The sequence below is a fragment of the Sorangium sp. So ce1014 genome (genome assembly GCF_051521505.1).
Taxonomy (GTDB): Bacteria; Myxococcota_A; Polyangia; order Polyangiales; family Polyangiaceae; genus Sorangium.
In genome coordinates this window covers 4531923-4553764 of sequence record NZ_CP150356.1, presented here as the reverse complement: position 1 = coordinate 4553764, position 21842 = coordinate 4531923, and the positions used below count along the sequence as shown (strand labels likewise).

The following is a 21842-nucleotide window of genomic DNA, read 5'->3' as shown; positions in this document are numbered from 1 at the left end:
TGGAGCCGCTTCATGAAATCCGGTGTGAACACGCCGTCCGCGCCGAGGCGGCCGTATCCGTTCTGGATGCTCCAGCCACGACGCCGCTACTGATTCGCGCCGATCGCGTCGAGGAAGGCGTTGTAGTCGTCGACCTTGTCCCCCGGCACGACGTCGAGGCCGAGGTTGAACCGGCTATCGTCGGCCATGTGCGAAGCGAGGATGTCTCTGGTCGCCTCGAGGCCGATGCTCTTCATGCCGTAGAGGATGTACGGCACGATGTACCCCTCGTAGTACTGCCGCTGGACGTGCGTGGCCAGGATGCGGCCGTCGCGCATGTAGCCGACGGTCTTCGGATCGAAGTCGAAGGCCACGATGGGGAGGCCCGGCTGGGCCGCGGCCTCCGCGGCCATCGCGCAGCGATACGAGACGCTGAACAGGCCGAGCATTCCCACGACAGGCGGGTCCGCGGCCTCGATCGCGGTCTTCATCGACTCGACGTCCTCGAGCTCTTTCTCGTTGGACCAGATGATCGAGCTCACCACCACGGTGTAACCGGCGCCCTCGAGCGCGGCCTTGGCGTGCTGCGTTCGATCCACCCCGTCGACCCAGGTCTCATCGGTGCTGCCGTGGATGATCACCGTCCCCGGCCCCTCGGGCAGCTGCTCGATCAGGGTTTCCCCTGCCGTGGTTCCGGCAGACGTGTTGCTGGTCCCAACGTAGATCGAGCGCCTCGAGTCCTTCAGGTCGGTGTCGAGCGTCACCACGTGGATCCCCTTCTCGGCGGCCTCATCGAGGACGGCCGCGTTGCCGTCGCCGAACGGCGCGACGCCGATCCCCTCGGTGCCGCCCGCCACCGCCTGTCGGATCTGTTCGTTCTGGTGCTCCACCCTCTCTTCCAGCTCGCCCATCCGGCCGAGGCCCGCGACCACGTTCCCCGTGGCCCCGAGCTCGCCCATGGCCCGGCCGGCGCCGGTGGCGACCGGCGCGAAGAAGCCGTCGATGGACTTCACAAGGACCGTCATCTGCATCGGCTCGAGCGAGCTCTCGTTGATCTTGGCGACGAGGTCGTCGATCGTCGCCTCGAGCTCCACCGGGGTGAATTCGTTCTCGACCGTCGGCGCCCGCTGGATGGGCTCGACCTTCTCGTCATCTCCGGGTGTGTCGCTCGATCCGCACGCCGCCGTCGTCAGCATGAGCCCCAGCGCCGTCATCCAGCATCGTCCGGTCCTCGTCATCGATCCCTCCTCTTGCTTCATGGCTTCAATCGCTCGCGGAGCCCCTGCGTGAGCGCCTCACCTGAGTGATGATCGAGCTCGCGGCGAGATCATTGGCGGAAGACGCAATCCACGGGAACGGGGGTGAGGTCGACGAAGGCGTCACCGTCAATGGTCCACCGCTGCATGAAATGGTGCTTGCTCGCCCCGTAGTCGTCGAACTCGTACTCGGCCGCTGCCCCGACGTACCGCAGCGGGATCCCCGCGCGGAGCTTGGCCATCGCCGCCTTCATGTCCCGCCACGAGGCCGCGTCGTGGCCGGGGCTGTTGAGCTCGCGGATGATCTTCTGCAGCTCGTATCCGGAGGACGGGATCGTCCCGGTCGTCGCCTGGGCGTACACGAGGCCCATCGCGAGGAGGACGACGCCGTCGTAGTAGAAGTGAGCCGCGGGCAGCGGCGCCTCGCCGTCCCACCGGCGCGAGAAGCGCCCGATGAAGGCGGCGGCGTTCCCGGTCGTGCAGTCGACCGTCTCCTCGGCCCCGCCCGCGACATGGCACTCGCTGCGCAGGCTGAGCGACGGAGATACCCCCAAGAATCCATCGAGAGAGCCCTTGGGGATGTTGGCGATGAGCACCTCGGTGCGCAGCGCAGGACCGAGGAACCAGGTGCCCGGGCGTCCGGAGACGGCCCATTCGGTCACGATGGTCGAGGCGGTGGCGGGGTACGCGGCCAGGAGCGTGCGTTCGGCGTGTGACGCGGACGCAGCCTTGATCTGGCTCGTGTACGTCCGCTCGCCCGACGTGAACGTCACCGAGGGGAGGAGCGTGCCCCCGAGCGACGTGAACCGGGTCGAGAACGCGCTGCTGACGCCGATGTTGTAGTCGTCCCGTGCCGTGAGGCTGTTCACGGTGTCGATGTCCTCGAGGACGGCGAGCTTCGCCAGGGCGCAGCCGACGTAGAGCGAGGAAGGGGCGAGCCGCATCCGCCCTCCCCTCGTCTCGCTGCGCGCGACCGTGGGCGCGGCGTACCCCGGCAGCATGTGAAAAACGTCGAGCGCCTTCACGTCGTGCGCGATCTCGCGGGCGAGATCGTTCTCCTCGGGCCCTATCAGGTAGGCGACCCGATCCGTGTAAAGCAGCTGGATCAGCTGCTCGATCCCACGCTCCGGGCTCGAGTGGCTGTCCCGGCTCCGGAGGTCGAACGGCCTCCCGTCGAGCCCCCCCGCGGCGTTCACGTCCTCGACGGCGAGCAACATCGCTTGCTCGAGGTTCCGGCCGATGGCCGACTCGCTGCCGGAGAAGGGCAGGAGGGCCCCCATGACGACCGCGTCCTCGGGGCCGGCGGGCGCCGTCGGAGCGCATGAGGCCGAGCTGAGGGACGCGAGCCCCACGAGCAGCCCGGTCCCCACGCAGCGCATGAGTCGTTTGCGTCGTTTGCGACAAACGATCCGCTCGCCGCCTCGATCCGAACGATCCGAAGCGGCAGGTATCCCAAGCAACATGTTCGCCCCTCGAGCGCGGATGACAACGCACCGAGGAGCGTTCTGTCAAGGGCGCATTGTTTATATCAGAGAGGATCGCGGCGGAGCATCGCGTGGACGTTCGAGCCACGATGCAACGCGACGCACACTCGTCCGACGCCGCTTGCCGTTTTCAGCGCCGTGATCTCGGTCCGTACATCGCGGCGTTCAGGCCGAGATGTGGGCATGACCACGCGGGTGGGGCCGGTCGTGGACGGGCCCGACGCCGGGCTCTCGGGGCGGCTTCATCGCGCCTCGTTCGATCTTCGGCGAGCTGCGCTTCGATGTGTGGGTGACGCGCCACGAGCCGTCCACGACCTGAGGAATCCCCTCAAATTTTTCGGAAAAAAGCGCCGAATTCGACTCTCGCCCGAATTGTGCAGTCCGCCGACGTGGGCGTGACGTCTCGCATCGAGGCATAGGCGGGTATGCCTATACCTGGAGCCAGGTGGCTCGGGTACGACGTCGTCGCAGTCACCTGCATCGGGCGATGCGAGGGCGGACGGAGATCTTGGAACAGAGGGGCGAGGGATGCATGGATGGATTGTTGACATCCGGTGGATGAGATCCTTTCGCACCTTGAAACCTCGGCGCCGAGCGGACACTGGAGAAATAAAATGCGGTCAATACGTTGCTACTTTGTTAAAAATCTGAGCGTTCTCGGTCTCCTGAGCATCGGCCTTTGGGCCTGTGGTGAGGCGAATGACGAGGGTACGTCCTCGACCGGCGGAGGCGCCCCTGACGGGGCCACCAGCGGCCCAGGGACGACGGCTACGGGCACGGGCGGTATGGGCCCTGGCGGCACCGGAGGCTCAGCGACCGGGAGCACCTCGGGCAGCGGCGGCGCAAGCACCGGGCAGGCCAGCAGCTCGGCCAGCGGCGGCGAGGCGGGCGGCACAGGCGGAGTGACGACCGGCACAGGCGGAGAGACGGGCGAGTGCGTCAAGGGCCAAACCAGGGGCAATCAAGTCGCGGTCATCGGCGAATCGTTCATCGCCGCGACTCACGGCATCACGCAGCAGATCGAGAAGCAGGCCAAGGCCAACGGCTCCCTCGCCGAGGGCGAGCGCTATATCGACAACTCGGTCAGCGGCACGACGCTGGCCGACGATCAAATCCCCAGCCAGTACCGCAAAGCTGCGGAGAACGGCATGATCAAGTACGTGCTGATGGATGGGGGCGGGAACGACTGCTTGTTGAGAGGGGACGGCGACGGAGCCCTCGCGGCGGCGGAGTCGTTGTTCGAGACCATGGCGGAGGACAACGTCGAAAAGGTGCTCTATTTCTTCTATCCAGACCCCATCGGAAACCAGTTCTCGTCGCTCAAGTCCTGCCTCGATACGCTCCGGCCGAAGATGAAGGCACTGTGCGACGGGCTCACGTCGCCGAAATGTTACTGGTTGGACCTTCGTCCGGTCTGGAACGGACACAACGACTACACGCAAGACGGAATCCACCCCACCTCTGCCGGTAGCATCGCCACCGGAGATGCAGTCTGGGAAGCGATGAAGACGAGCTGCGTCGCGCAGTGACGAGCGTGGGCGGCGTACCACCGCCCGTCTCTCGACGCGCCGCTGCAGCGGTCCTCGAGCGGAAGGCGCGTGGCATGGCGCTGCCGGGCGTGGCGCGTCAGCCGTCGAAGCGGACGCGCGTGCCCGCCGCGGGGCGGTGCACCGGGAGGTAGCGCGAGGCAGGGAATCCGTTCTGGAGCCTGGGGCCCGAGGCCGGGAGGAGCCGCCCGAGCGCGACGAGGAACTGGACGATCTCCATCCAGGCGAAGTGATAGCCGAGGCAGAAGTGCGCGCCGCCGCCGAACTGGGCGATCTCGAGCGGCGAGAGCGCCTCCTTGCGGCCGAGCCAGCGCTCGGGGCGGTAGCTGTCCGGATCCGGGTAGAGCTCGGGATCGCGCGAGAGCAGGATCAGCGGGATGCCCACGATGGTCCCGGCGGGGACGGTGCGGCCCTCGAGCTCGAAGTCGGCGACGGCGCGGCGGGCGTCGTGAGCCACAGGCGGGTGGAGGCGGAGCGCCTCGCGGAACACGGCCTCGGCGAAGGGGAAGCGGCGGAGATCCGCGGGCGAGCGCGGGAGATCCGCCGCGCTCGACGCCTCCTCGCGGAGCGCACGCCAGATCGCGGGGCTCTCGGCGAGGTGGGCGACGCACCAGGCCATGGTCGAGGCCGAGGTCTCATGGCCGGCGAGGAGGAGCAGGCGGAGGTTGCCCACGAGATCCTGCTCGGAGAGCGGCTCGCCGTCCTCGTCGCGGGCCTCTAGCAGCGCGGGCAGGAGGCCCTTCTCCTCGCCGCGGGCGCGCACGTCGGCGAGGATCCGGCCGATGCGCGCGTCGAGCCAGGCGCGGGCGCGGAGGCCGCGGCGTCGCGGCGAGCCCGGCACGTCGAAGGGCAGGTTGAGGACCACGAGCATCAGATCCTCGTAGTTGTGGCGCCACTCGGAGAGCTCGTCGTCCTCGACGCCGGTGATCTTGAACATCACCTCCAGGGCCAGCTCGCGGCTCTCGCGCAGCAACGGGACGTCGCGCCGGCCGACCCAGGAGCGGACCTTGCGCTCGACGCTCGTCGCGATGATCGCGCCGACCTCCGCGGCGTCGAGGCCCTTCGGCGAGAAGGGCCCGTTCATCGCGGTGCGGAGGCGGCGGTGCGAGGCGCCGTCGTGGGCCATCATCGTCTGACCGAAGAGGTGGCCGACGCCGCGCTCGGTCAGATACGAGGAGTCGAGGGCCTTGCTCTTGAAGAGCGAGAAGGACTCGTTCGAGGCGTAGACGAGCTGCCAGGCGTCGACGCCATGGCTCCAGAAGAAGAGGGAGCCGAAGCGGCGCCGGCCCTCGCGGAGCAGGCCGAGCTCGTCGACGGCGATCGCCGGCATGTGGCCCACGACCGGGAAGCGGCCGGGGAGGATGGGGAATCCATGCCGGGTCTCGATGCGGCGGGCGAGCGGGTTGCGGCCCTGAAGGAGCGGGAGCTCGGCGATCGAGGCGGGGAGGACGGTGCTCATGGCGTGTGTGACCTCGTCTTGTACCACCACGCCGGCCCGGCATGGGCGCCGGAATCGGAGGGGAGCGGACCCCCGGCCTGCCCGAGCGCGCCTCGCCGACCGAGCGGTTGCCCGCGCCTACCGCCGGTAGAGCCGCTGGAGCCGCTTCACGAACTCCGGCGTGAACACGCCGTCCACCCGGATCGAGTACCGGAAGAACGGGTCCGGCTCGACCCCGTGGTAATCCATGTCGTTGAACCAGTAGACGGGCGCGCGCACGATCGTGCGCTCCTCCCCTGCCCTGTCGCAGACATAGAACCGCTTGTCGCCGCGCGGATCGAACGAGATGGACTGCGCCGGCCCGAGCGCGCCCCCCGGCTCGGTGTCGCGGTGCGCGGGCGCGTGATCGTTCGCCTCGAGGCCGAAGATCACGCACCGCCCGATCTCGGCGAACGGCAGGCTCCGGATGAAATCGACCGTGCGCGGGAACACCGCCCTCGCCTCCTCCGAGAAGTCCTTGCCCGCGCCGGAGTGCTTGTCCTCCCAGCGGTCGTTCTCGAGCAGGTGATAGCAGACCTTCCAGGGGAAATAGACGCCGTAGCGGTACTTCAGGTACAGCACCTGCGCCCGCGTGAGCGGGTGATCGGTCTCGTCTCCGAACGTGTACTCGCCGCGCCGGTCGAGATCGAAGGCGGACGGGTCGTCGGCGAGCGCCACGAAGTCGCGGAGCTCCTCGCGCGAGAAGCCGGCGATGACCTGCCCGTAGTCCACATAAGGGTCCTCGTGCACCCACGGCGCGACCACGCCCATCCACTTCAGGCTGCCGCCGGTGTACGAGGGCTCGACGCGGCAGAGCCCGAGCACGATCTCGCGATCGAGCTCCGGGAAGCAGGACGTGTCGAGCAGCGGCGACAGGTCGATGTACGGGCGACCCCACAGGCCGCAGAGCTTGCTCATCTCGTCCTCGCGCCGAGCGCCGACAGGTACCTCCGCGCGACCATGCGGTCGAAGGCGTGGACGCCGTCCTCCACCATGGCGTAGGTCGACGGCGCGTAGCCCGGCGCGCGGAGCCCGCGCTGCTGGCGCTCGCAGATGGCGCGATCCTCGCGGTTCACGGCGTCCCAGAAGGCGAACACGTCGGCCGGATCGAAGCCGGGGGTGAACGCCGCCGGATGGAAGTAGGTGTCGGCGACCACGAGGGTCCGGTCCGGCGCGCGCGGGGTGAGCCGGTACGTGAGCAGGTAGTCGGGCTGCAGGCTCGTGAGCAGGCCCGGGAAGAGCATGGCGTCGCGCACGCGCCGCCGCTCCGCCTCGGGGACGATGAGCGGCCGCGCCCCCCGCCCCGCGCTCGTCGAGACCGTCTCGGCGCCGGGGGCGAGGTCCATGATCCCGCCGAGCCACGGGCCGTCCCGGCCCCAGGACACGGCGTCGCCGCACGGGGTGAGCCGCTCCAGCGCGGGGTGCACGCGCGGAAAGTGGTGCGACTCCTGGAAGTTCTCCACGCAGAGCTTCCAGTTCGCGGCGACCTCGTGCTCCACCCGCCTGCCCCGCCGGAGCGAGCGCAGCTCGGGGCGCGTGAGCCACGGCGGCGCGTCGCCGAGCGCGCTCTCGAGCGAGGGCGCCCCGGGGTCGAGCGTCACGAAGAGGAAGCCGAGGAGGGCGCCCGCCCGCGCGGGCAGGAGCCCGTGCGCGCCGCGGTCGAAGCCGGGGGGCGCGTGGGGCGCCGCGCGCAGGGCGCCGGAGAGCTCGTAGGTCCAGCCGTGGTACGGGCACGCGAGCTGAGAGAGCCGGCCGCAGGCGCCGTCGAGCAGCGTCGCCGCGCGGTGGCGGCAGACGTTGTGGAACGCGCGGATCTCCAGATCCGCGCCGCGGAGGACGACGACCCCCGCCGGCGTGAGCGGCGCGAGCAACCACTCGCCTGGACGGGCGATCTCGTCCTCGCGCCCGACGCAGACCCAGGAGCGCCCGAAGATCTCGGCCTGCTCGAAGGCGAGCACGCCCTCGTCCCAGTAGGCGCGCGCCGGCAGCGGGCGAGCGGCGGGGAGCGGCGCGAGCACCGCGTGGAGATCGGCGGGGGAGAGAGGCAGCTCCGGCAAGCGGCGCGATGCTACCAGAACGGGCAGCCCGGCATGCGTCGCGCGCCGCGCCGCGCCGCGCCGTCGGAGAGCGCGGCTCAGGGGGTCGGCTGCGCGCTGGGGCCGAAGGTCAGATCCGCCTCGTCGACCTCGACGCCGCGGAACCGCTGCACGTCGACGCACGGCGCGTCGACGTGGGGTGGGCACAGGTCGCCGTCGCACGTCTCCTCGGTCGTCCGCGTCACGACGCCGCTGACCGTCGACCCGTCGACCGTCATGGAGATCTGCACCCGGAGGCTGGAGATCCTCCTCGTGTCGCCCACGATCTCCCGGAACCGGTCCTCGTCCCCGTCGTCGTCGGCGTCGACGAACGGGTCCTCCACCTCGTCGCGATCGTCGTGCTTGTCGCCGTCGGTGTCGACCTCGTCGTCGCTCGTCGCGTCCAAGTCGTCGTCGCCGTCCTTGTCGGCGTCGACGAACGGGTCGATGTCATCCGCGATGCCGTCCCGGTCGGCGTCGGTGACCCTCTTGCGGAAGGGAAACTCGACGTCCTCGGAGCGGCCCTCGAAGAGGTAGGGATCGTCGTCCGTGGAGCCCTTCAGCGCGAGCCCGCCGATGTCGAGCACCGCCTCCTCGTTGCTCGGGAGGTAGAGGAGCAAGGTCTGGCCGTCCCGGAACGTTGTGGTGTCGTACTTCTCCGCGAGGAGCGGCCTGTCGTCGGGGAAGCAGCCAGGCGTCTCCTCGGACGCCTCCAGGGCGACGCGGTACACCGCGTAGTCGCCCGCCGAGAGGCCGCCGCAGGAGGCGACGCCGGCCAGAGAAGCCAGGAGGGCGGCGCGGGCCGAAAGCGCAAGAATGTCTCGTCGATCAAGCATGTTCATCTCCTCCGCAGCGCTGAGGGTAAGCCACGGTTCAGCACTCGAATGCGCTGCTCGCGCCGCACGAGTAGTAACACTGTTCGCAGTGCAAACATGTGTCGTAGTTGTAGTAAAGATCCCGCCCGTCCGGGTGCGCCTCCAGGCATTCATTGACGCAGGCGTCGTCCGCGCAGGTCACCATGCACTGGGCGAGGTAGAGGCAGTCGTCGCTGATGATGCACGCCTCGAGCTCGTCGGCGCAGCTCCCCTCGTTCGCGCACGCGATGCACCCGCTCGTGTCGTTGCCACAGACGGCGAGGTCGTCGCAGGCGGCGGGGGGGACTGTGCAGTCGACGACGTCCGTGCCCTCACCGCAGGAGCCGGCGCCCTCGGGCTCGTCGCACACGTCGTTGTTCGTGGTGGGGCACGGCTCGCCTGCTGGGCAGTCGGCGCGATCGGTGCCCTCGTCGCAGAGCCCGGTGCCCTCCGGCTCGTCGCAGACACCGTTGTTCGCCTCGGCGCAGGTCATGACCATGCAGTCGATGACGTCCGTTCCCTCGCCGCAGAGCCCGGTGCCCTCCGGCTCGTCGCACGCCCCGTCCTGCACCGACTTGCACGGCACGAGCTTGCAGTCGTCGACGTCCGTGCCCGCCGGGCACCGGCCGGTGTTCTCGGGCTCATCGCAGATGCCGTTGCCGGTGTACGGACAGAAAGAGAGGCAGTCGGCGGGGTCGGTCCCGGCCGGACACGTGTCGGTGCCCTGGGGCTCGTCGCAGATGCCGTCGCCCGCGCTGGGACAGTGATCGCGATTGCTCGGCTTGAGACAGCCGAGGAGGGCCGCCGCATGGGCGTTGCAGACCTCGGCCAGGTGATGACCCTCCACACACCGGCCCTCCAGACGGACACAATCGACGTACGCCGTGTGCTCGTCCTGGCAGCGCTTCTTGGCCCGCTCCTCGACGGCCTCCTGCTCGGCCTCGCACAGCCCTTCGCTGTCCCCGGAGCAGTCCTCGCAGGCGCAGCGCGCCTCGCAGACCGTCGCGTAGGCTGGCCGCTCGCCATCGCCGCGATCCGAGCTGGCGCACGCGGCGAAACTGCTGACGAGAGCTGCTGTGATCATCACGTGTCTGACACGCATGGGGTCTCCTCATCATCTTCTGAAGCGAGGGGTCGTCCCGCGGGGGCGCAGAGCGCCGCCGCGAAGCCGGCGAGGGCATACGACACGGCTGGCGCTGGAAGCTCCAGGTAACCTTCACCTGCGCACACCGCGCTCGATCCGCCTCTCGCTTCGAATGTGACTGTAAAATTCTGCCAAAGGAAAACGGCTACCTATACCAGCTCAGAAGGCGACCGGTCAATCACCGAGGGGACGCGCGGGCGGCGAGCAGCGGAGTGCGCGCCCCCGCGCTGAGCTCGGGCCGGGGAGAGGCGCAAGGGGGAGCGCGCAGCCCCGCGACCGCGCGGCGACGTGTGGCATGGGAGGCGCGCGGGGCGCTCGAGGCGGGGCGAGGTCAGCTGGAGGAGGGCGCGGTCGGGAGACGGGCGCGGCGGCGGGGCTCGAGGCGAGTGGCTCGGAGCGGGTGAACTCCTGAGGAAGCAAGGCGATGCGCGCGGGCGCAGGAGATATCAAGGACGTGCGCGAAGGCGCATGAAGAAGAGAGGCGCGCAGGTCGTGAGGAGGGCTCGCGCGGCGGAGGTAGAAAACGATCCTGCTGCCGGCAATGCGTGCTCCGTGAGCCGTGAAGCGGACGCGACAATCCCGCGCCGTCGCCCGTCGAAAAGCTGCTCTTGGCGGTGCCGGCGCGGAACGAGGCTCCGCGCCGCGGAGGAGGGGGCGGAATTCCCGGGTGCATTTGGCGCGGGAGAATGGAGACGGGGTGAAAAGATCCGTTGGCATCCGTGCCGTTTCGACAGAAGATGCGCGTGCGCCCATCGCGCTGCGGCGCCTCGCCTCCGACGGCCGGCACCGCGTCACTGGACCCCTACCGGCTTGGAGAGCAGCGGATGAAGATGCGATCTTTGGTGTGTCTGTTTGCACTTGGTTTGATGACCGCAGCGTGCGGCGATGACGACCCCTCGACCCCCGGGAGCGGCGGCACCGGGGGCGACGGCGGCGCCTCGACGACCAGCGGCACCGGCACCGGCGGCGACGGCGGCGGCACCGGCGGCGACGGCGGCGGCACCGGCGGCGGCGGCGGCGACGGTGGCGCTGGCGGCGGCACCGGTGGCGGCGGCACCGGTGGCACCGGCGGCACCGGCGGCGGCGACGGTGGCGCTGGCGGCGCCACGTCGAGCTCGGCGAGCACCGGCACCGGCGGCGAGGGCGGCGACGGCGGCGGCAGCGTCACCTCGTCGAGCTCCGCCACTACCGGCACCGGCACCGGCGGCGACGGCGGCGGCAGCGTCACCTCGTCGAGCTCCGCCACCACCGGCACCGGCGGCGACGGCGGCGGCAGCGTCACCTCGTCGAGCTCCGCCACCACCGGCACCGGCGGCGACGGCGGCGGCAGCGTCACCTCGTCGAGCTCCGCCACCACCGGCACCGGCGGCGACGGCGGCGGCAGCGTCACCTCGTCGAGCTCCGCCACCACCGGCACCGGCGGCGACGGCGGCGGCAGCGTCACCTCGTCGAGCTCCGCCACCACCGGCACCGGCGGCGCCGGCGGCGGCGAGCTCGGCGCCGACGGCGCTGCCTGCGCCAGCCCTGCCGAGTGCGCCGGCGGCGTCTGCTTTGATGAGACGGGAACCGGCTTCCCTTACGGGCACTGTACCGGCGCCTGCGTGACGGACAGCGACTGTGCCGGCGGCGGCACATGCGTCGCCGTGAGCACGTCCCTGAGCCTCTGCGTCGCCCCGTGCGAGACAACGGCCGACTGCCGTGACGGCTACATGTGCGACTTCGACTACACTTGCTGGCCGGGCTGCACAAGCGACGCGGAGTGCCCGGATGTGGGCGTGTGCGACGTGGGATCGGGCTTCTGCGAGAAGCCGGGGAGCCCGGACGCCGCCCCTTGCACGGTCGACAACGACTGCGCCGGCGGCCGGTGCCTCTCCGAGGCCAGCAGCGGCTTTCCTGGCGGCTACTGCCTGGGCGACTGCGATCCGGAGATCGGCGAATGCGCCGGCGGCGGCGCCTGCATCCCGTCGGGCGCCGGCGGCTACTGCGACATGCTGTGCGAGACCTCGGAGGACTGCCGCGAGAGCTATGCGTGCACGGACGGCACCTGCTGGCCGGCCTGCACCAGCGACGCTGACTGCACGCTGGCGGGCTACACCTGCACTGACTCGGGTCGCTGCGCGCCGCCGCCGGGCGATACCGCCGACGGAGGCACTTGCACCGCCGACGCCGATTGCGCCGGCCTCATCTGCATCAACGAGGCCGACTACTTGTGGCCGGGCGGCTACTGCATCAGCGATTGCTACCCGGACACCGGCACTCCCTGCGACGAGGGCGACGTCTGCGCCGATGACGGCTTCTGCTACACCGGGTGCGCGGCGGACGGCGACTGCCGCGAGGGCTATGAGTGCTGGGAGAGCATGTGCTTCCCGTTGGAGTGAGCCAGCGACGGTGAGCGCCCGCAGACGGCCCGTCCGATGCGACGACGGGCCGCTGCGGCCCTCTCCCTGAGGCGATGAGCCTCTTCAGCTGAGCTCGCCCCCGTCCTGGCGGCGGCGCAGGCCGGCGAGCGCGATCAGCGCGAGCGCTGCCGCCGTCGGCCCATGACCCGCGCCCCCCGCCGTCCCGCAGCTGCAGCCGCTGCTCCCGCCGGCGCCCCCGGGCGCGGCCCCGCTCGATCCAGCCGCGCTCCCGGCGCTGCCCGTGGCCGCCGTGCTCCCGCTCGAGCCGGCCGTGGCGCTCCCTCCTCCCGCACCTGCGCTTCCGGTGCTCCCGGCGCTGCTCGCCGCCGCCGTGCTCCCGCTCGACCCGGCCGTGGCGCTCCCTCCCCCCGCGCCCGCGCTCACCGCGCTGCTCGCCGCCGCCGTGCTCCCGCTCGATCCGGCCGTGGCGCCCCCTCCCTCCGCGCCCCCGCTCCCGGCGCTGCTCGCCGACGCGGTGCTCGACGGGCCCGCCTCGGCGGCCAGCGCGAGGTACGCCTCGGCGAAGCGCTGGCCGAGGAGCTGGTACGCGGCGGAGTCGAAATGCCACGCGTCGCTCGGCGGCCGCGGGGTGAAGTCGTCCGTGTCGACCCACGCGACCCGACGGTCCTCCTCGGCCACGGTCACCTGCGCCGCGCGCACGGCGTCGATGTTCGCCTCCTTGCCGGCGGCGATGGGCCCGCCGTTCGCGGGGTAAAGGTTGTCGCTGATCCGGCCGAGCACGACGGGGAGCTCGGGGACGCCGAGATCCGCGCGGACCGCCGCGATGAAGGCGCGCAGCGTGTCGCCGTAGCTGAACGCGGCCGACCACCCCGCCTCGTTCTCGCCCTGCATCCAGAGGAGCGCGGCGATCTCGACGTCGTGCCCCTCCGACTCGAGCCGCGCCAGGGCGTTGTCGAGCCGCGTCGGCTCGTCGGGGTAGCGGAGGGCGCGATCGCCGGCGTACGTCGCGGAGTCGAGCTTGCCGAGGAGCGCATGGTAAAGCTGGGATTTGTAGAGCACCTCCGGATCCGGCGCGAGCCCGCGCCCCCAGTGCTCGACGAGGTTCGTGCCCCCCTGCGCCACCTTCACGATCGCGATCCGGTGCTCGGGGTACGCCTCCGCCATCGCGCGGCCGAACGTGATCTCGGGCCCGTAGCGGCGCGCCTCGCCCTTCGGCTCGAGCGGCCCCCAGTCGGCGCTCGTCGCCGCGGCGTACGGCCCCCCCTGGCGCGCGTCGGGGTTGTGGTGGTCGTACCAGATGTCGGGCTGGCTCTGGATCTCGGCCGGAAGAGCGGCGCCCACGCCATAGCCGACCATGTTGGACTGGCCCGCGAGGACGAACACCTTCACCGGCTGCGCCATGGCCGACGCGGAGAGGGACATCACGCCGGCCGCAAGGACGATGCAAGACCGCTTCATGACACGCTATATCCTCCGCGCACCGCGCAACGTCAACACGCCGGGGGGGCGCCGCCGCGCGCCGCGGGAGGACGGGGGCGACGAGGGAGAGCAGAGACGGCGATTCTCGATGATGAATGCGTCGTTTTTCCGTTCCCGGCGCATGCACAGGGAGGTCAGGCGCTGCCTGGCAGGTGCGCAGTCCCGCCGGGCTCGCCTCGCGGTCACGTCCCTTCTGGCGTCGCGTGATAGGCAGCGCTCGACGCCGCGTAGACCCCGTTTGTCGCGTACGAGTAGCGGTGCGGCCGGACATGGTGCTCCGAGTGGCGTGCGCACCAGAGCTCGGCGCCGCCGGTCTCCTCCCGGCGCTTCAGGCACTCCGGGCAGGGCGGCTCGATCTCGGGCACCCGGCCGGCGGTCGCGTGATCCTTGGGCCGCATGATCGACACCGGGCAGCGCGCGAGCCGGGCGACGCGCTCGGCGACCGAGCCGAGGAGCAGCCGTTCGAGGCCGCGGTGGCCGTGCGAGCCGACGACCACGAGATCGGCGTCGAGGTCGGCGGCGAGCTGAGCGATGTTCCCGGCCGCATCGCCGCGCCGGAAGTGGACGACGACGCGCTTCAACCGCCTGCCGTCGAGCTTGCCACCCATGGCGCGGACGCGCTCGACCGCGCGCAGCTGGAGCTGCTGGAGCGCCTCGTCGGGCGTGGTGGCCGCCACGGGCACCCTCGAGAGCCCGATGCCGACCCAGCTCTCGGGCTCGACGTGGACCGCATGCACCTCCGCGTTCTCGCGGCAGCAGGCGGACTCGAGCGCCTGGTCGAGCGCACGGTTGCTCAGATCCGAGAAATCGACTCCGACGACGACAATGAACCGACCTGTTGCGCTCACGCTCGACATCACATCCTCCTCACCCTCGTTGCCAGCCACCCGGGCGGATGGCTCCGCTCAGCCCGGCACTCCGCCGGGCACGCTGCACGGACGAATTCGACGCACGCGACGCACGCGACGTACGTGACATATTCGACTTATTCAACGTACTCGCACGCTCCGTGCCACGCGTTCCGGACGCCGGAAAGCGGGCCGCTGGCGCGCGGTGGGCGCGGGCTCCCTCGCGAGCGGGACGCAGGGCGTGCATCCCGTTCGTCGCGGCGCAAACGGCGCGCGGCGGCGCGGATGCGGCCGCGGCATTTCAGGGCCGCCTCGGCGTTCGGGGGGATCTCGGGCGTGGCACGGGCGGTGCTCATCCGAGCGAGCGCCTCGAGCGAAGGTCGCGGAGGTGAGCGGAGAGATGACGATGACGACCCTTGGACCGATCAACGGAGAGCACCCCATCCCGCGCCACGCGCTCCGCAGCACGCGCATCGTTGGAGACGACGGCGAGGAGTCGGTCGTCGCGACCGTCTACTGTCCGTTGAAGGAGCGCTCGGCCACCGTGCCGGAGTGCGAGTCGTGCACTCGATTCCACGCGCTGCACTTCGACGCGCCGTCGCGCAGGACGTCCGTCGTTTGCGATACCGGCCAGTGGACCTCGGAGGTGAAGAGCGCGGATCCGCTCGCCAGCGTGAGCGACCACGTGAATCCGGCGGCGCCGCTCGCCGGCATCATGACCCGGGACGTCCTCTGCGTCCGGCCGGAGGTCACCGTCGACGAGATCACGACCCTGCTCGTCCGCCACGGGATCAGCGGGATGCCGGTCGTGGATGCCGACGGCAAGCCGGTCGGCATGGTGTCACGGGCAGACCTCCTCCGGACGGCGCAGGAGCGCGGCGACACCGAGGAGTCGGAGCGTGCGACCTTGCACCTCGACGAGGTCGCCCCGCTCGACATCGAGCTCGAGCAGGGCTTCCACGTGGTCGCGCCCGTCAAGGTCACCGCGCGCGACGTGATGACCCCCGTCGTGGTGCAGCTGCACGAGAGCGCGAGCATCCGTCAGGCAGCGTCGCTGATGGCCTACGAGGGCGTGCACCGGCTGCCGGTCGTCTCGGACGACGGCAGGGTGGTCGGCATCCTGTCGTCGCTCGACGTGCTGCGGTGGTTCGGGCGGAGCTGCGGATACCTGATCCCGCCGGCGCGCATGCGGGTCTGAGGGGAGCGCGAGGGGTTGGAGGGGGCCGTCCGAGATCGCGGCCGCGACCTTCGCCCTGACGAGCTCCGCGAGGCCGACCCCGCACGTCCTGGCGCCGGCAAGGTTGCCGCCCCCGCACGCTCGACCAGGCGGACAGCGGCGCCCCCAGGTTCGCGGCGCTGAGCACCGCGCCCGGTTGACGCTACGCGGGGTGCTGAAGATCTCGATCCTCCATGCGCGTGTCGCTCGATCGATGGCGCTGTACGAGCCGATGGCGCTGGACGAGCACGCCGAGGATCGGGATATCACCGAGGACCGAGACCAGATGGAGGTGCGGGCGGTGTTGCGCGTCCTCGCCTTTCCGCCGGGAGCCCATGCGAGCGCGCATCGTCCGCCGTGCGCACGGCGCGCGACCGCGCGGGTGCCCGCAGCTTGCCGCGCTGCCCCCCCTGCTGATAGCTGCTCGCTGGGCGCAATCAGGAAGAGAGGCAACGGATGAGCGAATACCGGACAATCGCGGCGGCGCCGGTGCTGGTGGCGGCGTTCCTGGATCAGATCTTCGGCGTCGACCCGGTCACCGGGCGCGTGCTCTGGGAGCACAAGCAGGGCGGCGCCGGGTATTCGTCCACCGCCCTCCTGATCACGCCTGCGGCGATCTACGCGGCGACCTTCAGCAGCGTCGCCTGCCTGCGTTACCCGACGGGCGAGCTGCTCTGGCAGGCGGAGACCGCCACGCAGGGCCGCGCCACGCTCCTCCTGGAGGGAGACCGGCTCTTCGTCGCCAAGCAGGGCGAGATCGAGTGTTTCTCGTTCACCGGCCAGAGCCTCTGGCACAACCGGTTCAAGGGCAAAGGGATGGCCGCGGTCGCCCTGGGCGTGCCGGGCAACGTCGCCCAGGCCGACGACAAGGACTGACGCGCACCGAGGCGTCGAGGTCCGGCGAGGCTCGTCCAGGTCGGCCAGGAGGCCACGTTTCACATCGATGTCGATTCCCGTAGAGCGCACCGCCGGGCGCTCCGGAGGAGATGCGCCGCCACGTCAATGGGAGATGAGCGATGGCTCATCCGCGAGTCCCCTCCCCGCCCCCGCGCACCTCGGCCCGCGCCTCCCAGTCGATGCGGTACGCGTGCACGCGCGCCTGCGCGGCGGCGCCGATCCGCAGGAACAGCGGCAGCGCCCTGTCGCGGAACCACTCCGCCACCGGGCCGGCGACGGCCTTGCGGCTGCCGTGCCGCCGCGCCTGGCGGACGATCGCCTCGACGCGCGGCCGCCGCAGGCGCTCGAAGGCCGCGAACGCCTGCTCCGGCTCGGCCTCGTCCCGGAGGCACATCGCGAGGAGCATGCCGTCCTCCATGGCCAGCGACGCGCCCTGGCCGGCGTGCGGGGTCGCCGCGTGCGCCGCGTCCCCGATGAGGCAGACCCGGCCGGCGTGCCAGCGCGGCATCGTGAGGATGTCGTGCAAGGGCCACGGACCGAGCACCTCCGGTGTCGCGCGCACCACGTCGGAGATCCAGCCCGGATCGCCCTTGTGCAGCGCGAGGATGCGCTCGCGCAGCGGCCCCGGCGAGGCGGCGCTCCCCGGGTCGGGCTCCCCGCTGTTGTGGAACCACCAGATCTCGCCCCCCGGCGCCGCGAACGCGCCGAAGAACGCGCGCCGGCCGAACACCATCACGTTCCATCCGGGCGAGAGCGGCGCGCCGGGGCAGCGCGCGAACCCGCCGAAATCGAGGAGCCCCGTGTAACCCGGCGCCGGCGCCTCGGGCAGCGCGCTCGCCCGCGTGCGCGAGCGGAACCCGTCGCACCCGATGAGCACGTCGCCGCGCGCCTCGCCCGCCTCACCGCCCTCGCCGAAGCGCGCCACGACCTCGCGCGGATCCGACCGGTCGATGTCGGTGAGCCGCATGCCGTACCGGATCTCGACGCCGCGCCGGACCGCCTCCTCCGCGAGCTCCGCGCGCAGGGCGCCGCGCCGGATCATCACGAGCCCCGCCCCGAACCGCCGCGCCGCGTCGCGCTGGTCGATCACGCCGATGCGCCGGCCGCGCGCGTTCTCGAAGCGGATCCCCGCGCAGGGCGCGCCCCGCGCCTGTACCGCGGCCGCCATGCCGAGATCGGCGAGCACGTTCATCCCGTTCGGCGCGATGCCCAGGAACGCCCCCTCGCGCTCCAGAGGCGCCTCGCGCGCCTCGAAGATCGTCACCGCCACGCCGAGCCGCCGCAGGAACATGCCGAGCACCGGGCCCGCGATGCCCCCGCCGACGAGGATCGCACGCCGCACACCTCGCTGTGTCATCCCGAAACCTCCTCTCGATGTCCGGGCCAGCATGGGGGCGACTGGCACTCATTGCCAGTGATGATCCGTGATGGTAATCATCACTACCCGTGAACTTATCGGCCATCGACCTCAATCTGCTGCTCGTCCTGCACGCGGTGCTCGAGGAGCGAAGCGCGGCGCGGGCGGCGCGGCGGCTCCACGTCACGCCGTCGGCGGTGAGCAACTCGCTCGCGCGGCTGCGCGCCGAGCTCGGAGACCCGCTCGTCGTGCGGAGCGGGCGCGGCCTCGCCCCGACGCCCCGCGCGCAGGAGATCGCGCCGCGGCTCCGGGCGGCGTTCGGGGAGATCGCCGGGGCGCTCGAGGGGGAGCGGTCGTTCGACCCGAAGGCGACCGCGCGCGCGTTCGCGCTGGCGTGCTCCGACGTCGACCAGATCTGCAGCTTGCCGGCGATCGCGCGGTCGTTCGCGGCGGAGATGCCGCGCGCGAACCTCCGCGTCGTGAGCGTCGACCACCTCGAGGCGGCCGGCGGGCTCGCCGGCGGCGACATCGACGCGGCGCTCGCGCCCGCCCACCCGCTCCCGCCCGGCCACCACGCCGCGGACCTCTACGAGCAGGACAGCGTGTTCGTTGTCCACCGCGATCACCCGTGCGCCCGCCGCCGGCTGACGCGCGAGCTCTTCAACTCGTTGCGCCACGTCGACATCCACCTCGCGCTCGGGCGCGGCGGCATCGGCAACCGAGCCGCCCAGGAGCTGCTCGCCGCCCACGGGCTGCACCGCCAGATCGCCGTCACGGTCCCTACCTTCTCCGCCGCGGCGGTCGTCGCCGCGAGCACCGATCTCGTCGCCGGCATGCCGCGCCGCATGGCCGAGGCGCTCGCGCGGATCGCGCCGCTCGCCATCGTCGAGCCGCCGTTGCCCGCGATGATCTTCCGCATGCAGCTCGTCTGGCACGAGCGGACGCACCTCGACGAGGGCGCCCGCTGCTTCCGCGAGCTCGTCATCGCCGCCCTGCGCGACGGCCCGCGCGCGCGCGGCCACGCGACGGAGAGCAGGCGCAGGGCGAAGAAGCGGGCCGCGCCCTCGGCGCGAGCCGGAGGGCGGAAAGGCGGGAGTTGACCTCCGTCCTCCATGGGAATCCCCACCTCGAACCCCCTCTCGACAGCGCGCGAAGAGGTGGAATCCGTTCCGTCCGACGCGGCCCGGCGAACGGCTTGCGTCCGCGCGCAGCCGCTGCGGGCGCGCGCTCGGGGACGGCGGGGGCTCGCACGTCCAGCGCGGCGCAGGCCGTGCATCGGCTCGGGCAACGCGTCGGGGCAACGCGCTCAGCCGCGTTGGCGGCGGTACCGTGAGCGCCGAGTTCCACCCAATGGTCCGCATCTTGCTACCCCATCAAATACCGAATCACTGAATCCGTGAATCACGAATCACGGTCACGAACCATCACGCAAGCCCAGCCCCGGCGGAGGCCCCATGAGCTCTTCCACGCTTCGCATCCAGGACTGCATGACCAGGAGCCCGCACTCGATCGGCGCCGATCAGAAGGTCGGCCTCGCCCGCACGCTCATGCGCGGGCATCGCATCCGGCACCTGCCGGTGCTGCGCGGCGGCCGGCTGGTCGGCATGATCTCGGAGCGGGACATCTACTGGATCGAGACGCTCAAGGACCAGCAGGGCGATGATCTCCTCGTGAGCGAGGCGATGTCGCCGTGCCCCTACGCCGTCGCGCCGGACGCGCGGCTCTCCGAGGTGGTCCGCGAGATGGCCGAGCGCAAGTACGGCTCGGCGGTGGTGCTGGACGGCGCACAGGTCGTCGGCGTCTTCACGACGACCGACGCCCTGGCCGTCCTGGCCGCCTTGCTCGCCGAGAAAGAGACCGCCTGACCGCGGCCCGGCCAGCGCGAAGCGACAGCCGGTCATCGCCCGTCGCACCCGGACCGGATAACCCACCTCGTCCCGGTGAATCGTGAGCTCCACGAGCGTGCGCTTCGACGCGCTCGCCTCCCCCGCGCCGGCGGCCGGCCCGAGCAGCAGCCGAGGTCGGGGCCCCGTGCCGCGCCCCACACGCGCCCCACGCGGGCGCCGGCCCGCGCCTCGCCGGGCGCGCGAGGTGCGCCCGGAGATCGCGCCATGGTACAGTGCATGTCCTGTCCATGAGTCCCCTTGATCGCAACGAACTAGCCACAAAGCCCGCCGCCGTCGTGCCCTCGCTCGACGATCCGCTCGACGAGCGCTCCGGCGAAGCGGCCGCGCCCGCCTCGGCGTACGACGCCGCGCTGCGGGAGGCCGAGGAGCTCCGCCGGCGCCCCTATGTGTCCGCGGGCCCGGAGAACATCATCCGGCAGCACAGCAAAGGCCGGATGACGATCTGGGAGCGCATCCGCGTGCTGACCCCCGAGCCGCCGCGCGTCATCTTCGAGAACTGGGGGCCCAACCTGGACGGCGCCTCGCTCGTCACGGCGATCCTGCGCATCGGCACCCGCGACGTCGCGCTCTACGGCCACGATTTCACGATCCGCGCCGGGTCGATGGATGCGACAAACGGCCGCAAGCTCGCCCGGCTGTTCCAGCTCGCGGGAGAGCGGGGGATCCCGCTCGTCGGCCTCAACGACAGCGCCGGCGCCTACGTCCCCGCGGGCGTCGGCGGGCTCGACGGCTACGCCGAGGCGTTCGCGGCGCTGCGCAAGATCAGCGGCGTGGTGCCGAGCATCATGTGCATGTTCGGGTTCAACGCGGGCGGCGGCTCCTACCTGCCGCGGCAGGGCAGCTTCGTCATCCAGCCGGGCGGGACGTTCTTCGGCCTGACCGGGGCGGCGGTCGTCAAATCGGTCCTCGGCGAGGTGGTCTCGCCCGACGACCTCGGCGGCCCGCGCGTCCACGGCGCCTCGGGCGTGGCCGATCTCACGGTGCCCGACGAGGTCGGCGCGCTGCGCACCACCGTCCGCCTGCTCGGCTACCTGCCGAGCAACAACCGCGAGAGCCCGCCCTTCCAGCGGACGAGCGACCCGCTCGACCGGGAGACGACCGAGATCGATACGCTGCTCCGCAGGACGATCTCGTCGCCGACAGGCTACAATACGCCGCTCGATATCAGCATCCTCATCCAGCGCATCTGCGATCACGGTGACTATTTCGAGGTGCAGCCGCAGCGCGCGCGCAACACGATCACGGCGTTCGGGCGGATCGGCGGGCGCGTCGTCGGCTTCGTGGCGAACAACAGCGCGGTCGCGTCGGGGCAGATCGACGTGGCGGCCGCCTACAAGAACGCGCGCTTCATCCGCTTCTGCAACCTCTACAACATCCCTCTCCTCTTCATGGAGGACACCACCGGGTTCCTGCCGGGAAGGGAGCAGGAGGCGATGGGCATCGTGCAGGCCGGCCGGGCGATGCTCGACGCGATCATCGACGTGCGCACCCCGCGCATCCTGCTGCTCGTGCGCAACGCGTTCGGCGGCGCCTATGCCTCGTTCAACAACTACGCGACCGGCGCGGATGTCGTCCTCGCGCTCCCCACGACGCGCGTCGCGGTGATGGGGCCGGCCGGCAAGGAGTTCGTCTACAAGGACGAGCTCCGCAAGGTGCGCGCGCAGGCGAGCGCCAGGGAGAAGGCCGGCGTCAAGGAGCGGCTCGGCCGCGGCACGGACGACGCGAAGGCGAAGGCCGAGGCCCGCGAGGAGGCCGCGGCGTGGCTCAAGGCGAGAGAGGCCGAGTTCAGCGCGCGGTACGAGCGGGAGCTCATGAACCCGCGCGAGGGGCTCAGCCTGGGCTCCATCTCGCGGCTGGTGATGCCGCACGAGCTCCGCTCGGTGATCGGAGAGAACCTGGAGTTCCTGCTCCGCCATTACCAGCCAGGGCCGTTCGCCGGCGTTCAGCGGGAGTTTCATTGAC

At 71.2% G+C, this 21842-nt stretch carries 18 protein-coding genes; 8 read left to right on the top strand and 10 right to left on the bottom strand.

Translation table 11 applies throughout. The features are described from left to right. Positions 1 to 86 precede the first annotated feature (86 nt). Both WME75_RS17290 and WME75_RS17285 read right to left on the bottom strand, forming a co-directional pair. Entirely contained in the window at positions 87 to 1217 is a 1131-nt protein-coding gene (locus WME75_RS17290) for a substrate-binding domain-containing protein (RefSeq protein ID WP_437492151.1), read from the bottom strand. 89 nt (positions 1218 to 1306) lie between these two features. After that, positions 1307 to 2614: an ABC transporter substrate-binding protein gene (locus tag WME75_RS17285; RefSeq protein WP_437492150.1), complete on the bottom strand. Its 1308-nt coding sequence runs from the start codon at positions 2612 to 2614 to the stop codon at positions 1307 to 1309. Positions 2615 to 3273: 659 nt separating this feature from the next. Between WME75_RS17285 and WME75_RS17280 the strand changes: the two genes are divergently transcribed. Beyond that, entirely contained in the window at positions 3274 to 4248 is a 975-nt protein-coding gene (locus tag WME75_RS17280) for an SGNH/GDSL hydrolase family protein (RefSeq protein WP_437492148.1), read from the top strand. A 97-nt stretch (positions 4249 to 4345) separates the two neighbouring features. On the opposite strand, the gene WME75_RS17275 is transcribed toward WME75_RS17280, so the two are convergent. The 5 genes from WME75_RS17275 to WME75_RS17255 all read right to left on the bottom strand — a co-directional run bounded on the left by WME75_RS17275 (position 4346) and on the right by WME75_RS17255 (position 9774). Further along, positions 4346 to 5725, bottom strand: coding sequence for a cytochrome P450 (locus WME75_RS17275; protein WP_437492146.1), 1380 nt, complete (start codon positions 5723 to 5725; stop codon positions 4346 to 4348). A gap of 117 nt (positions 5726 to 5842) precedes the next feature. After that, entirely contained in the window at positions 5843 to 6661 is an 819-nt protein-coding gene (locus WME75_RS17270; protein WP_437492145.1) for a hypothetical protein, read from the bottom strand. After that, positions 6658 to 7800 (bottom strand): aromatic ring-hydroxylating oxygenase subunit alpha, encoded by a 1143-nt coding sequence (locus WME75_RS17265; protein ID WP_437492143.1) that lies wholly within the window; start codon positions 7798 to 7800, stop codon positions 6658 to 6660. The genes WME75_RS17270 and WME75_RS17265 overlap by 4 nt, the downstream gene beginning before the upstream one ends. A gap of 77 nt (positions 7801 to 7877) precedes the next feature. Then, positions 7878 to 8654 (bottom strand): hypothetical protein, encoded by a 777-nt coding sequence (locus WME75_RS17260; protein ID WP_437492141.1) that lies wholly within the window; start codon positions 8652 to 8654, stop codon positions 7878 to 7880. A 37-nt stretch (positions 8655 to 8691) separates the two neighbouring features. Next, positions 8692 to 9774 (bottom strand): latent transforming growth factor beta-binding protein, encoded by a 1083-nt coding sequence (locus WME75_RS17255; RefSeq protein WP_437492139.1) that lies wholly within the window; start codon positions 9772 to 9774, stop codon positions 8692 to 8694. A 908-nt stretch (positions 9775 to 10682) separates the two neighbouring features. On the opposite strand from WME75_RS17255, the gene WME75_RS17250 reads away from it, so the two are divergent. Continuing rightward, positions 10683 to 12194 carry a hypothetical protein gene (locus tag WME75_RS17250; RefSeq protein WP_437492137.1) on the top strand — a complete coding sequence of 504 codons (1512 nt, stop codon included), beginning with the start codon at positions 10683 to 10685 and terminating at the stop codon, positions 12192 to 12194. An 84-nt stretch (positions 12195 to 12278) separates the two neighbouring features. Here the strand turns inward: WME75_RS17250 and WME75_RS17245 are convergent, their stop codons facing one another. Next, positions 12279 to 13634: a sialate O-acetylesterase gene (locus WME75_RS17245; RefSeq protein WP_437492135.1), complete on the bottom strand. Its 1356-nt coding sequence runs from the start codon at positions 13632 to 13634 to the stop codon at positions 12279 to 12281. A gap of 203 nt (positions 13635 to 13837) precedes the next feature. Beyond that, positions 13838 to 14512 carry a universal stress protein gene (locus WME75_RS17240; protein ID WP_437492133.1) on the bottom strand — a complete coding sequence of 225 codons (675 nt, stop codon included), beginning with the start codon at positions 14510 to 14512 and terminating at the stop codon, positions 13838 to 13840. A gap of 397 nt (positions 14513 to 14909) precedes the next feature. On the opposite strand from WME75_RS17240, the gene WME75_RS17235 reads away from it, so the two are divergent. The 3 genes from WME75_RS17235 (at position 14910) to WME75_RS17225 (ending at position 16595) form a co-directional block, all read left to right on the top strand. Then, complete coding sequence (locus WME75_RS17235) at positions 14910 to 15701, top strand: CBS domain-containing protein (protein WP_437492131.1); 792 nt, start codon at positions 14910 to 14912, stop codon at positions 15699 to 15701. 190 nt (positions 15702 to 15891) lie between these two features. Beyond that, the gene (locus WME75_RS17230) at positions 15892 to 16179 is read left to right on the top strand and encodes a hypothetical protein (protein WP_437492129.1); all 288 of its coding nucleotides are present in this window, start codon (positions 15892 to 15894) and stop codon (positions 16177 to 16179) included. Beyond that, on the top strand, positions 16176 to 16595 hold the full coding sequence (locus WME75_RS17225; RefSeq protein ID WP_437492127.1) for an outer membrane protein assembly factor BamB family protein: 420 nt from the start codon (positions 16176 to 16178) through the stop codon (positions 16593 to 16595). The genes WME75_RS17230 and WME75_RS17225 overlap by 4 nt, the downstream gene beginning before the upstream one ends. 145 nt (positions 16596 to 16740) lie before the next feature. Here the strand turns inward: WME75_RS17225 and WME75_RS17220 are convergent, their stop codons facing one another. Beyond that, the gene (locus WME75_RS17220; protein ID WP_437492125.1) at positions 16741 to 17973 is read right to left on the bottom strand and encodes an FAD-dependent oxidoreductase; all 1233 of its coding nucleotides are present in this window, start codon (positions 17971 to 17973) and stop codon (positions 16741 to 16743) included. 89 nt (positions 17974 to 18062) lie between these two features. Between WME75_RS17220 and WME75_RS17215 the strand changes: the two genes are divergently transcribed. The 3 genes from WME75_RS17215 to WME75_RS17205 all read left to right on the top strand — a co-directional run bounded on the left by WME75_RS17215 (position 18063) and on the right by WME75_RS17205 (position 21841). Then, positions 18063 to 19073, top strand: coding sequence for a LysR family transcriptional regulator (locus WME75_RS17215; protein ID WP_437492123.1), 1011 nt, complete (start codon positions 18063 to 18065; stop codon positions 19071 to 19073). Between the two features lie 354 nt (positions 19074 to 19427). Next, positions 19428 to 19838, top strand: a complete 411-nt coding sequence (locus WME75_RS17210; protein WP_437492121.1) for a CBS domain-containing protein — start codon at positions 19428 to 19430, stop codon at positions 19836 to 19838. Between the two features lie 269 nt (positions 19839 to 20107). After that, the gene (locus tag WME75_RS17205; RefSeq protein ID WP_437492119.1) at positions 20108 to 21841 is read left to right on the top strand and encodes an acyl-CoA carboxylase subunit beta; all 1734 of its coding nucleotides are present in this window, start codon (positions 20108 to 20110) and stop codon (positions 21839 to 21841) included. Position 21842: the final 1 nt, after the last annotated feature.

What these genes read in the sequence shown, in the direction of transcription:
- WME75_RS17290 (WP_437492151.1), bottom strand. Translation starts at nt 1,217, where the DNA reads ATGACGAGGACCGGACGATGCTGGATGACGGCGCTGGGGCTCATGCTG.
- WME75_RS17285 (WP_437492150.1), bottom strand. Translation starts at nt 2,614, where the DNA reads ATGCGCTGCGTGGGGACCGGGCTGCTCGTGGGGCTCGCGTCCCTCAGC.
- WME75_RS17275 (WP_437492146.1), bottom strand. Translation starts at nt 5,725, where the DNA reads ATGAGCACCGTCCTCCCCGCCTCGATCGCCGAGCTCCCGCTCCTTCAG.
- WME75_RS17270 (WP_437492145.1), bottom strand. Translation starts at nt 6,661, where the DNA reads ATGAGCAAGCTCTGCGGCCTGTGGGGTCGCCCGTACATCGACCTGTCG.
- WME75_RS17260 (WP_437492141.1), bottom strand. Translation starts at nt 8,654, where the DNA reads ATGCTTGATCGACGAGACATTCTTGCGCTTTCGGCCCGCGCCGCCCTC.
- WME75_RS17255 (WP_437492139.1), bottom strand. Translation starts at nt 9,774, where the DNA reads ATGCGTGTCAGACACGTGATGATCACAGCAGCTCTCGTCAGCAGTTTC.
- WME75_RS17250 (WP_437492137.1), top strand. Translation starts at nt 10,683, where the DNA reads ATGACCGCAGCGTGCGGCGATGACGACCCCTCGACCCCCGGGAGCGGC.
- WME75_RS17245 (WP_437492135.1), bottom strand. Translation starts at nt 13,634, where the DNA reads ATGAAGCGGTCTTGCATCGTCCTTGCGGCCGGCGTGATGTCCCTCTCC.
- WME75_RS17240 (WP_437492133.1), bottom strand. Translation starts at nt 14,512, where the DNA reads ATGTCGAGCGTGAGCGCAACAGGTCGGTTCATTGTCGTCGTCGGAGTC.
- WME75_RS17235 (WP_437492131.1), top strand. Translation starts at nt 14,910, where the DNA reads ATGACGACCCTTGGACCGATCAACGGAGAGCACCCCATCCCGCGCCAC.
- WME75_RS17225 (WP_437492127.1), top strand. Translation starts at nt 16,176, where the DNA reads ATGAGCGAATACCGGACAATCGCGGCGGCGCCGGTGCTGGTGGCGGCG.
- WME75_RS17220 (WP_437492125.1), bottom strand. Translation starts at nt 17,973, where the DNA reads ATGACACAGCGAGGTGTGCGGCGTGCGATCCTCGTCGGCGGGGGCATC.
- WME75_RS17210 (WP_437492121.1), top strand. Translation starts at nt 19,428, where the DNA reads ATGAGCTCTTCCACGCTTCGCATCCAGGACTGCATGACCAGGAGCCCG.
- WME75_RS17205 (WP_437492119.1), top strand. Translation starts at nt 20,108, where the DNA reads ATGAGTCCCCTTGATCGCAACGAACTAGCCACAAAGCCCGCCGCCGTC.